We start from the raw sequence: 11,413 nt of genomic DNA, 5'->3' as shown, positions 1-11,413 counted from the left end.
GGGAGAGTTTTGTACCGGGTGGGCCGTCGAGCCGGGCGGCTGGGAGAGTTATATGCCGGGTATGGTCCAGCGAGATCGTGCAGGATGAATTCCGGTTCGTCACGCACCTGGGGGAAATTCGTCGATGGTCCTCGCGCATGAGACGTGGAACTCTTGGGTAGCAGATCCGTGCTCCGCGCATCGGCTTCGACGAACTTCCTCGTATTCGATGGGGATGGGGCTCGATGGCGTGTCGTCGCTTCGTCCATATCGTCCTGCGCGCGGTCTGTGTGAGACCTTGTGAACGGACGTAGAGAGGGCCAAGTGTCGCCTCAGTCTGATGCCTCGATCGCGCCCTGATGGGGAGTGTTATGCATGCTTACCCTCGGCCTCATTGTCGCGCGTTACGCCCTGAGCGCATCCGGCTCAAGGTCCGTGACCTCGCCTTGCACTCTGAGGTGTAGAGTGCCAAAATCATAGTTAGCACTCCGACATGGAGAGTGATAAGACCACCGGTTCGATGAGGTCGCCTCACACAAGCGACCGTCCGTCGCGGGCATCGGACCCGATCCGCATCGCGGAAGGACATATTTTCAATGAGCAAGATCATCAAGTTTGATGAGGATGCCCGTCGCGGCATGGAGAACGGCCTCAACCTGCTGGCCGACACCGTCAAGGTGACGCTCGGCCCCAAGGGTCGCAACGTCGTGCTCGACAAGAAGTGGGGCGCCCCCACGATCACCAAGGATGGCGTTTCCGTCGCCAAGGAAATCGACCTGGACGATCCGTTCGAGCGCATCGGCGCCGAGCTGGTGAAGGAAGTTGCCAAGAAGACCGACGATGTCGCGGGTGACGGCACGACCACCGCGACCGTTCTGGCACAGGCACTGGTCCACGAGGGCCTGCGTAACGTTGCCGCCGGCTCCAACCCGATCGCCCTCAAGCGCGGCATCGACCAGGCCGTCGAGGCCATCGTCGCCCAGCTGCACGCCGACGCCAAGCCCGTCGAGACCACCGAGCAGATCGCTGCCACGGCCTCCATCTCCGCCAACGATCCCGCCATCGGCAAGCTCATTGCCGAGGCCTTCGAGAAGGTCGGCGCCGAGGGCGTCGTCACCGTCGAGGAGACCAACTCCTTCGACACCACCCTGGAGACCACAGAGGGTATGCGCTTCGACAAGGGCTACCTGTCGGCCTACTTCGTGACCGATCAGGAGCGTCAGGAAGCCGTCCTCGAGGACGCCTACGTCCTCCTCATGGACTCCAAGATCTCCAACGTCAAGGACATCGTCCCCGTCCTGGAGAAGGTCATGCAGACCGGCAAGCCCCTCGCGATCATCGCCGAGGACGTCGAGGGTGAAGCCCTCGCCACGCTGGTCGTCAACAAGATCCGCGGCACCTTCAAGTCCGTGGCCGTCAAGGCCCCCGGCTTCGGCGAGCGCCGCAAGGCGATGCTGCAGGACATGGCCATCCTGACGGGCGGCCAGGTCATCTCCGAGACCGTCGGCCTCTCCCTCGAGAACGCTGACCTCGAGCTGCTTGGCCGCGCCCGCAAGATCGTCGTCTCCAAGGATGAGACCACCATCGTCGAGGGCGCTGGCGACAAGGACATGCTGGATGCCCGCGTGCGCCAGATTCGCCAGGAGATCGAGAACACCGACTCCGACTACGACCGCGAGAAGCTGCAGGAGCGCCTCGCCAAGCTGGCTGGCGGCGTCGCCGTCATCAAGTCCGGCGCGGCCACCGAGGTCGAGCTCAAGGAGCGCAAGCATCGCATCGAGGACGCCGTTCGTAACGCTCGCGCGGCTTCCGAAGAGGGCCTGGTCGCCGGCGGCGGCGTCGCCCTGATCCAGGCCGCCGCCGTGGCGCTGCCCAAGCTCGACGCTCTCACCGGCGACGAGGCGACCGGCGTGAACATCGTGCGCCTGTCCGTCTCCGCTCCGCTCAAGCAGATCGCTGAGAACGCGGGCGTCGAGGGCGGCGTGGTCGCTGATCGCGTTGCCAACATGGAGCCCGGCCACGGCCTGAACGCCGCGACCGGCGAGTACACCGACCTCATGGCCGCCGGCATCTCCGACCCGGTCAAGGTCACCCGTTCCGCGCTGCAGAACGCTGCGTCGATCGCGGGCATGTTCCTGACGACCGAGGCCGTTGTTGCCGACAAGCCGGAGCCCCCGGCCGCCGGTGGCGACGATGCAGCTGCTGGCATGGGCGGCATGTACTGAGCCGCTCAGCGTTAAGCTGATCCGCCTGGGGGCGGGGCCTGTGAGGGTCCCGCCCCCAGGCGTCTGTCTACCAGCCCGAGGCATTGGCACGAGGCGTAGGAGCCTTGGCCGGAATTGCTGCCCCGAGCGGGCGGCTTAGGCTCCGGCGAAGAGGGCGGCGGAGTGTGCCTCCGCATCGGAGTAGGTGGCGGCGGCTGCCTGTAGTTGCGTGGAGATGCCGTCGAGGGCGTCGTGTGTCTGCGCTTGGACGGCTTGCCACTGCGTGATGGATGCTTGGAAGTTCACCTGAGCGCCGCCGGTCCATGAGTCCTGCAGCGCTAAGAGTTGGGCCATCATCGTATCGACCTCGGTGCGGATGGTGGATGCGGTTGCGCAAGCCTGGGCGGCTGCGGCGGAAATCTGTTCGGCGTCGACGGCGTATGCGGTCATGATGTCACTCCTTTGTGGGACCCCGGGTGGGTCCGTCAACATCGACGCTACGCGCGTGACAGCGCGTGATCCAGGCAGAATCAGAGCCCTGTGGATAACTGTCTGATAGGAAAAGTGCCTGTGGATAACCCCGAGGTATGCCTGTATCGATGACGGCTAAGTTGCCGAGGGCTTGGCTGCGGCGCCCGTGGGTGGCGGCGGGGCCTGCCCTCCGAAAAGTCGCATGCAATTCGATTCGGTGAAGTTTCAACAAAGTCTGGAAACGTTGCAATTCCAACGTTGTGAATTCAAGGTTTGAAATAGTCGTGGGGGAATTGCATGCGGAATTGGGTGTGGGCTCGGCAATGACGTGCGTGATGGCTGGGTGCGAGGCCTGGGCCGCCGCCCATGGGCGCTTCGAGCCTGAACATGCGTGGCAAAGTGATGGAGCCGCCCCCCGTGTGGAGAGGGCGGCTCCATTGGTCGACGCGTCAGACGACCTGAGCAAGTACGACCAGCCCGCGGCCTCGTCAGTCGGCGGTCGGAAGGTCCAGGGATTCGACGGCCGATTCGAGGGAGGAGGTGGTCTCCACGTCCTCGTCGGAATCCGTGTTTTCCTCGATCTTGCGAGGCAGAACACCGGTTGATGTGGCCTCGTCGTCCGGGGTGGCGACGGGCACGCGCTTCTTGATTGAGCGCCGCTTGATGATCAGGGTGCCGGTCGTGGTCGTGGAGTCTTCCACGACCTCGTCGGTGTCATCCGCGTCGTCGCTGTCGTCCGTGTCCTCGGTCTGGGCGGCCTGGCACAGTTGGGCTTTCTCGCGTTCGAGCCGGGTCAGTTCGACCTCGAGGTTCGCGCGGGCGGTGTCTTCCCAGGTGGAGCCGAGAGGGGATTGGTAGATCGTCTCGTAGCTGAGGAGCTTCTTGACGAGCGCCATGCGTGCTTTGACGAATTGCAGGTCGTCGAGTTCACTGAGTTCGGCGCGCAGTGAGCACCGCAGCTTCTTGTAGTCCTGGGGGCTGCACGACAGGCAGGCCAGGTCGGCGTCGACGAGTACCTGCGCGTCAAAATCGGTGCGTGGCGCGCGGTGACGCGTCAGGAAGGCGATGAGTTCGTCGACGCGGACGACGACCTCCTCGGGCACGCCGAGATTGGTGAGGCGGTTGTGCGCGTGATCGATGCAGCGGGTGGACGCGAAGTTCGCCTGGAAACCCCCGAGTTTGATCTCGAGGGCCTTGTTGAGGAAGGCTCCGTGGTACCACGCGGCGACGCGCAGGATGTCGGGATCGTGCGCGGACGAGGAAATTTCATCGATGTGGGTGAGCGTGTTCATGAGCCGACGCAGATTGTGCATCTGGCGTTCCGGCGCGCTCCAGCGCTGTGCGAGGTCGATGCCCTCGTGTTCGAGGTCCGACTGGCTCGCGGTTGCGCCGATTTGCTGCATGGCGTCAACGAAAGACGTCAGCAGCCACTGAGGTGCTTGAGCACCCATGGGCCACTCTCCTTGTTGAGGAATACCTGAGCCATGCTAGTGCGCTTTTGAGCGCAGGTCACGTTCGTTGGCAAAAAATCGGGGGAAATCCCGATCGTTTCGCATGAACTGTCGTGCTGGAAAACGCGAAAATTGAGCGGAAAACTCGGCGGTGTGAGTTCTGCTCGTTATGTCGTTCACGTCGTGGGGAGTTCGATGCGGACGGTGAGTCCGCCGCCTTTCGTCTTGGTGAGTGACGCGTTTCCCCTGTGGGCTGCGAGGATGCCCGAGACGATGGCGAGGCCGAGGCCGGATCCGCCGGATTTGCGGTTGCGTGAGCTGTCGGCACGGTAGAAGCGTTCGAAGACGCGTCCGCGGTCGGTTTCGTCGATGCCGGGCCCGTGGTCGCGCAGTTCGACGATGGCGGTGTCGCCGCTGCGTCCGAGGGCGATTTCGACGGGGGAGCCTTCGGGCGTGTATCGCACGATGTTGCCGATGAGGTTGGTGAAGACCTGTGAGAGCCGGTCGCGGTCGCCGGGGACGATGAGCGTCATGGGGGGTGTGCGTCCGCTGATGCCGGTAAGCCCGACTGTGCGCGTGGGGTCGAGTGCTTGGAGGTCGAAGACCGCGTTGTCGGCGAGTTTGACGAGGTCGATGTCGGTGATGTCGAGGGGGCGTCCCTCGTCGAGGCGAGCGAGGGTGAGGAGGTCTTCGACGAGGGTGGCCATGCGTGATGATTCGGAGGCGATGCGGCCCATGACTTCGTCGGTGCGTTCGGCGGGGACGCCGCCCATGGCGTAAAGCTCGCAGTATCCGGAGATGGCGGCCAGCGGGGTGCGTAGCTCGTGGGAGGCGTCGGAGACGAAGCGCTTGATTTTTTGTTCCGAGGCTTGGCGGGCTTCGAAGGATTGCTCGACCTGGGTGAGCATGGTGTTGAGCGAGAGGGCGAGGGAGCCGACTTCGGTGGTGACGGGGTGGGGGGTGACGCGCTTCGTGAGGTCTCCGGCGGCGATTTTGCCTGCGGTGGATTCGATGGAACGCAGGGGGAGGAGGGCGCGTCGCACGAGGACGCGGCCCGTCCATGCTCCGATCGCGACGATGATTGAGCCGGCGACCGCGAAGTAGGAGGCCGTCGTGCGCAGCGTGTGCTGCAGGTCGGATAGGGGCAGGGCGATGGTCATGTATCCGGAGAACTGCCCGGAGTCCTGGTCGTATACGGGCACGACGAGGGCGCGCCACCCGAGGCCAACTTTCGACGAGGAGACGGTGACGGGCAGGGTGCTGAACGAGGAGACGGGGGCCGAGGAGGTGTCGACGAGGTCGGGAAGGTTGGGTTTACCCGATACTTTGAGGGTGTCGTCGGAGTAGAAGTAGCGGTCGGTTCCGTCGGTGTTGCGGATGTGGATGTAGTAGAGGGTGGGGATGCCGCCTTGGCCGTCGCTGGAGAAGGTGGCTGTCGAGGCGGTGATCTGCAGCGTGTGGGCGGTTGCGATGAGCTGGTCGTCGATTTGGGAGGTGAGGTGGCGCTGCAACAGGCCGATCATGACCGTTCCGGATAGCGAGAGGCCGACGGCGAGTAGGGAGGTGATGAGCGTGACGAGCTGGGAGGAAAGGGGTTTGGAATCCCACCAGGCTTCGATGCGTTGGGCGAGGCCGGGGCGCACGTCAGTCCTCAGCGCGCAGGATGTAGCCGACGCCGCGCTTGGTGTGGATCAGTTCGCCGGAGGCTCCTTCGACGGCGAGCTTGCGTCGCAGGTAGGAGATGTAGGACTCGACGATGGCGACTTCGCCGTCCCAGTCGTATTCCCACACGTGGTCAAGGATCTGCATCTTGGAGACGACGCGTCCGGCGTTGATGACGAGGTAGCGTAGGAGCTTGAACTCGGTGGGGGACAGGTCGATGGGGACGCCGGCGCGTGTGACTTCGTGGGCGTCCTCGTCGATGACGAGGTCTCCGACGCGCAGGAGGGCATCGTCTTCTTCGGAGCCCATGGTGCGGCGCAGGATGGCGCGGATGCGGGCGACGACCTCTTCGAGGCCGAAGGGCTTGGTGACGTAGTCGTCGCCGCCGACGGTCAGGCCCTGAATCTTGTCGCGCATGTCGTCGCGCGCGGTGAGGAAGAGGACGGGGGTGGTGATTCCGGCGTCGCGCAGGCGCCGCGTGACGGTGAAGCCGTCCATGTCGGGCAGCATGACGTCGAGGACGATGAGGTCGGGGCGCGAGGCCTGGGCTTCGTGGAATGCGCCGCTGCCGTCTTCGGCGGTAACGACGTCGAAGCCGGCAAAGCGGAGGGAGGAGGCGAGGAGGTCGCGGATGTTAGGTTCGTCGTCGACGACGAGGAGTTTTGCTTCGGTTCCCGGGGTGCTCATACGACTAGTGTCGCCCATGTGTCTGAATGTTTCCTGTGAGGTAGATGGGAGCGATGGGTGCGACTCTGATGTGGTGTATCACCCGGGTTGATCTTGCGGGGATAAAGGGCTTGGAAAGGCACGGAAAAGATGTGCAAGAATTGAAGCATGTCATCCCGCAGCTCAGTGGACGTCCTCTCGCCCGAAGGCGTCGAATTCCAGCACGTGTCCACCAAACTCGCCACCCTGCGCCTCGGCAACGCCCTCGCGGCCTGCGGTGCCCTGTGCGGAGCGATCTCCGGCCTCGTCCTCATCGTCGACATCCCGGCGCTGTGGTGGCTCACGGCCGTGCCCGCCGCCATCGCACTGGTGTGCCTCTGGCTCGTGCCCGCCCAGGTGCGAGCACTGCGCTACGCATTGGCCGAGACGGACTTCGTGATCCGCCGCGGCGTTCTCAAGCGCTCGATGACCCTCGTGCCCTACGGACGCATCCAGTACGTCGACATCTATCAGGGTCCCGTGCTGCGCATCCTCGGCATCTCCACGATCAAGCTCTCGACGGCGAGCGCGCACACCGACGCGACGCTTGGCGGCGTGCCGGTCGCGGACGCGGCCCGCCTGCGCGACGTCCTGGCGGAGCGCGGCTCGGCGGAGCTGATGGGCCTATGAGCGCGGACCTCTCCTCCGACGGCATCGCCCCCGAGGACTGGAAGCCGCTTCACCCGCTCACCTACCTTCCGCGCGTGGTGGGAAGCGTCATGGGTGTCGTCGGTGCGGTGTCCCTGAGCAACGCCTCCGCGATCGGGCGCATGCTCAACGGTGAGACGCCGGCGTGGCTCGCAACCACCGGCATCTTCCTCGGTCTTGCGATGATTGCGGGCGTTGTTCTCGCCATCGCGGGCGCGTACTGCTACCTGTCGTGGACGAAGACCCGCTACGCGGTGAGCAACACGGCGATCTGGTACCGCGCCGGCATCCTCAAGCGCACGCAGCGCCACGCGAGGCTGACGCGCATCCAGACGATCAACGTGTCCTACTCGCTCGTGGGGCGCATCCTGGGTCTGGGCTATCTGGACATTGAGGTCGCGGGCGGTGGGGATTCGAGCATCAAGCTCGGTCTGCTCAATTCTCGTCGCCTCGAGGAGCTGCGCGCCCTCCTCCTTGCGCTCGCTTCGGGTGCGATTGACGAGGCCGTGGATCCGGCTGACCTTTCCCCGGCCTCGGCCCGCGTGGCGACGGCGAAAACACCGCTGGAGGCCCCCGAGCGCCCCGTGTTTAAGGTTGGGTTCGTCAAGCTCCTGGCGTCCATGTTGGCGACCATCGACAAAGCGATCGCCCTGTTCTTCGGCGTCTTCCTCCTGGGTCTCAACGGTTTCCTCGTGGGTGTCGTCGGGGTGACGTCGATCATGAGTTTCCTGGGCATCCTGGCGGGCGCGTTCAGCCTCCTGGCGGGCGTCTGGGCGCGTTTCGATCGAGAGTTCGGTTTCACCGCGGCGATCGCTGCCGATGGCGTGCGTATTAACCGCGGCCTGACGGCTCGCCGTCACGTGACGATCCCTCCGGGGCGCATCCACGCCATCGAGGTGACGCAGCCGCTGATCTGGCGACTGTTTGGCTGGTATCGCGTGGAGATCACGCAGGCCGGCAACGCGGCGCACACGTCGGACGAGAAGAACAAGGGCATGCAGGTCGATGTGGCCTCCGACGTGCTGCTTCCCGTCGGCAGCCGCACGGAGGTCATCCAGGCGATCGCGATGGCGATCCCGGACCTGGGGGTGGAGGATCCTGACGGCTTCCTTGAGTCCCTCCGCGTCGGCACGGGCGAGGATCGCTGGATGACACCGATCCCGCCCAGCGCGAGGATCCTGGATCCTTTGGTGCACAAGCGCCGCGCCTTCGGCCTCACCGACGCCGTGTTCGCGATCCGCGACGGCTTTTTCAACCTGCGTTTCTCGATCATCCCTCTGACGCGCATCCAGTCGGTGTCGCTGCATCAGGGCCCCATTCAGCGCTGGCGCCGCGTCGCCTCGGTGCGCGCCGCGCTGGTCCCCGGACCGGTGGCATCCATGGCCGAGCATGTCGAGGCGGGCCGCTGCCTGGAGCTGTGGTCGCAGCTGTCGCAGGCCTCGAAGGTCCGCCGCGAGGCCGAGGCTCCCGAGCGCTGGCTCTCCCGCGTCACCGCGATCGTCGAGGCGACCTCGCCGCGCGCGCAGGACGACAAGTAGAGCGGCGATCGGCGACAATGGAGCCATGAGCACCCCCGGACGCCTCGGAATCGGCATCATCGGCATGGGCCACGTCGGCCCCGTCATCGGCTCCGCCCTGCGCGCGGTCGGGCATCAGATCGTCGCCGTTTCAGCGTCATCGCAGGCCTCCCGCGAGCGCGCGGATGCGATGCTCCCCGGCGTTCCGATTGCGACGCCCGAGGAGGTCGTGCGCCGTTCCGAGGTGGTCATCGTGGCCGTTCCCGACGACCAGATCGGCCCCCTCGTGAGAGGCCTGGCCGACCTGGGGGCCTGGCAGAACGGGCACATCGTCATTCACCTGTCGGGTGCCTCCGGCGTCGGGCTGCTCGACGCCGCCGCGGGCTCGGGGGCAATCCCGCTGGCGATCCACCCGGCGATGACGTTCACGGGGACCAGCGTCGACGTGGCGCGCCTCGTCGGCACGCCCTTCGCGGTGACGGCGGCGGCCCCCTTCCTGCCGATCGCCCAGGCCCTCGTCGTCGAGATGGGCGGCGAACCCGTCGTCGTCGCCGAGGAGGACCGTCCCCTCTATCACGCCGGTCTCGCCCACGGTGCCAACTTCATCGCGGGTATTACCGTGCAGACGACGCGGATTCTCGCGCAGGCGGGCATCGAGAATCCCGCCCTCTACGTGCGTCCCCTCCTCGAAGCTGCCCTCGACCGCGCGCTCACCGAGGGGGTCGCCGGCATCTCTGGACCCGCCGCCCGCGGGGATGCGGGAACGATCGCGGCGCACACCCGCTGCCTCGGTGCCCGCGAGGGCCTCGCGGGGGAGCGGGACACCTACGCGGACATGACCCGTGCCCTGACCCGCCTGCTGCGCGACGCGCGTCTCCTCGACGAACGGTCCGCCACCAGCGTTGAGGCTGCCCTGCTCGATCCGGGCGCCTGACGTCTCCAGACCTCGTTCCCCTCACGCGCACCTGCGAGCGCGCTCTCAACCCCGGCCTCGTCGCGGAGATAGAAGGCGTGAGGAAAGCGACTCGATTGCGCACCGGCGGGCCGAAGTTGCAAGAATAGGACTATGACCCATCGTTCTGTCCTCACCCACACGCGTGCCGAGCTGGCTGACGCTCTGTCGCACCTGCACGGCACGAAGGCCCTCGTGATGACCATGGGTGCCCTCCACGCCGGGCACCTGCAGCTCGTGCGCGAAGCCCGCGAACTGGCCGATCACGTGATCGTCACGATCTTCGTGAACCCGACGCAGTTTGCGCCTGGTGAGGATTACGACGCCTACCCGCGCACCCTGGATGCGGACATGGACGCGCTCGAGACGGTGGGTGCGGACCTCGTGTGGGCGCCCGCGCCGCAGGACGTCTACCCCACGCCCGCGACCGTGTCGATTGATCCGGGCCCGATCGCGCGTGTCCTCGAGGGCGAGACGCGCCCCACGCACTTCGCGGGCGTCGCCCTGGTGTGCACGAAGGTCGTCAACCTCGTGCGCCCCGACGTGGCGCTGTACGGGCAGAAGGACGCTCAGCAGCTGGCCGTCCTGCGTACCGTTTTCTCGCAGCTGGACATCCCCGTGCGCGTCCACCCCGTGCCGATCGTGCGCGCCGAGGACGGCGTCGCCCTGTCCAGCCGCAACCAGTACCTGAGCGATGAGGAACGCATCCGCGCCCGTGCGCTCTCGCGCGCGCTTCGTCGCGGTGCCGAGGCCGCCGAGGCCGGGGCGCAGCCTGCGGACATCGTGTCCGAATGCCGCTCGGTCATCGAGGCCGAGGGCGGCATTGACCTGGACTACATCGCGCTCGTGGACGCGGGGACCTTCGAAATCCTTGCGGGCACCGAGTCCGTGCCCGTCGGCGAGGGGGCTGCTGCTCCCACGATCCTGTCCGACGGCTCGCGCGAGGGACGCATCCTCATCGCCGCCAAGGTGGGCACGACCCGCCTCATCGACAACATGGAGGTGCCGCTGCGCGGTGCCTCCACACCCGTCGGCCTCGCCGAGCGTGCGGGGGACCTCGCATGATGGAAATGACCCGCGAGATGGCGATCGGCAAGATCCACCGCGCCGTCGTCACCGGCGCCGACCTGCATTACGTCGGGTCGATCACGGTGGACGAGGACCTACTGGACGCCGCGAACATCGTTTCCGGGCAGAAGGTCGACATCGTCGACGTCAACAACGGCGAGCGCCTCTCGACCTACACGATCGCGGGTGAGCGAGGCAGCGGCACGATTCAGCTCAACGGCGCGGCCGCCCACAAGGTGACCGTGGGCGATCTGGTCATCATCATGGCTTACGCCCAGGTGCCCGAATCGCTCGTGCGCCGGGTCAAGCCGTCCGTCGTCTTCGTCGACGGCTCCAACAGGATCGTCAGCGCCGGCGACCATGCGGGCACGGTTCCGGAGGACTCGCAGCGGGCTCGCGAACTGGGCTTGAAGAGCTCCGGCGTCTGACCAACGCTTGACAGCACGGGCAAGCGCCCACTGGTGACAGTGGGTGCTTCGTGTATCTGGGGCCCTTTTATGTGCGCGTTAACCCAAGTGGAGGCGGTGTGGGTGCCCTGCCTCCGTTGCCACCAGTGGGGCCCAGCTGCCGTGAAGAGGTGACGCCAGAGCCGAGGCAGGCACAACATGCGCAACTTTACGTCCGAAACGCGCGCTAGAATGAAGCCAAAACATGCGCTAATGTCTGTCCAAAACATGCGCTGAAATGTGGCCAAAACATGCGCTACAACAGCTTCATGTGCTACTTTTTGCTTGAAAGAGAGGGAAAATGTACCGG

10 protein-coding genes are annotated in these 11,413 nt (G+C 65.7%); 6 read left to right on the top strand and 4 right to left on the bottom strand.

Annotated features, from left to right (window positions below):
* Nucleotides 1-575 precede the first annotated feature (575 nt).
* The gene (gene groL / locus O3684_RS07785; RefSeq protein ID WP_500062866.1) at nucleotides 576-2,204 is read left to right on the top strand and encodes a chaperonin GroEL; all 1,629 of its coding nucleotides are present in this window, start codon (nucleotides 576-578) and stop codon (nucleotides 2,202-2,204) included.
* 135 nt (nucleotides 2,205-2,339) lie between these two features.
* Here the strand turns inward: groL and O3684_RS07780 are convergent, their stop codons facing one another.
* The 4 genes from O3684_RS07780 to O3684_RS07765 form a co-directional block, all read right to left on the bottom strand.
* Entirely contained in the window at nucleotides 2,340-2,633 is a 294-nt protein-coding gene (locus O3684_RS07780) for a WXG100 family type VII secretion target (RefSeq protein WP_500066130.1), read from the bottom strand.
* Nucleotides 2,634-3,142: 509 nt separating this feature from the next.
* Nucleotides 3,143-4,105: an HD domain-containing protein gene (locus O3684_RS07775; protein WP_500066128.1), complete on the bottom strand. Its 963-nt coding sequence runs from the start codon at nucleotides 4,103-4,105 to the stop codon at nucleotides 3,143-3,145.
* A 176-nt stretch (nucleotides 4,106-4,281) separates the two neighbouring features.
* A complete protein-coding gene (locus tag O3684_RS07770) occupies nucleotides 4,282-5,748 on the bottom strand; it encodes a sensor histidine kinase (RefSeq protein WP_500066126.1) in 1,467 nt (488 codons plus the stop codon).
* A 1-nt stretch (nucleotide 5,749) separates the two neighbouring features.
* Nucleotides 5,750-6,472, bottom strand: coding sequence for a response regulator transcription factor (locus O3684_RS07765; RefSeq protein WP_500066124.1), 723 nt, complete (start codon nucleotides 6,470-6,472; stop codon nucleotides 5,750-5,752).
* A 129-nt stretch (nucleotides 6,473-6,601) separates the two neighbouring features.
* Here O3684_RS07765 and O3684_RS07760 point away from each other — a divergent pair, with 129 nt between their 5' ends.
* From O3684_RS07760 to panD, 5 genes are all read left to right on the top strand, one after another.
* Complete coding sequence (locus tag O3684_RS07760; protein ID WP_500066122.1) at nucleotides 6,602-7,102, top strand: PH domain-containing protein; 501 nt, start codon at nucleotides 6,602-6,604, stop codon at nucleotides 7,100-7,102.
* Nucleotides 7,099-8,658, top strand: coding sequence for a PH domain-containing protein (locus O3684_RS07755; RefSeq protein ID WP_500066120.1), 1,560 nt, complete (start codon nucleotides 7,099-7,101; stop codon nucleotides 8,656-8,658). Before O3684_RS07760 ends, O3684_RS07755 begins: the two co-directional genes overlap by 4 nt.
* Before the next feature lie 25 nt (nucleotides 8,659-8,683).
* Nucleotides 8,684-9,571, top strand: coding sequence for a Rossmann-like and DUF2520 domain-containing protein (locus tag O3684_RS07750; RefSeq protein WP_500066118.1), 888 nt, complete (start codon nucleotides 8,684-8,686; stop codon nucleotides 9,569-9,571).
* A 132-nt stretch (nucleotides 9,572-9,703) separates the two neighbouring features.
* On the top strand, nucleotides 9,704-10,654 hold the full coding sequence (gene panC / locus O3684_RS07745; RefSeq protein ID WP_500066116.1) for a pantoate--beta-alanine ligase: 951 nt from the start codon (nucleotides 9,704-9,706) through the stop codon (nucleotides 10,652-10,654).
* Nucleotides 10,651-11,085 (top strand): aspartate 1-decarboxylase, encoded by a 435-nt coding sequence (panD, locus tag O3684_RS07740; RefSeq protein ID WP_500066114.1) that lies wholly within the window; start codon nucleotides 10,651-10,653, stop codon nucleotides 11,083-11,085. Before panC ends, panD begins: the two co-directional genes overlap by 4 nt.
* The last annotated feature ends 328 nt before the right edge of the window (nucleotides 11,086-11,413 follow it).

The sequence above is a fragment of the Pauljensenia sp. 20925_1_27 genome (assembly GCF_041432835.1).
Lineage (GTDB): Bacteria > Actinomycetota > Actinomycetes > Actinomycetales > Actinomycetaceae > Pauljensenia.
Note: the sequence above shows the minus strand (reverse complement) of the source record. Positions and strands in the feature narration are given on the sequence as shown.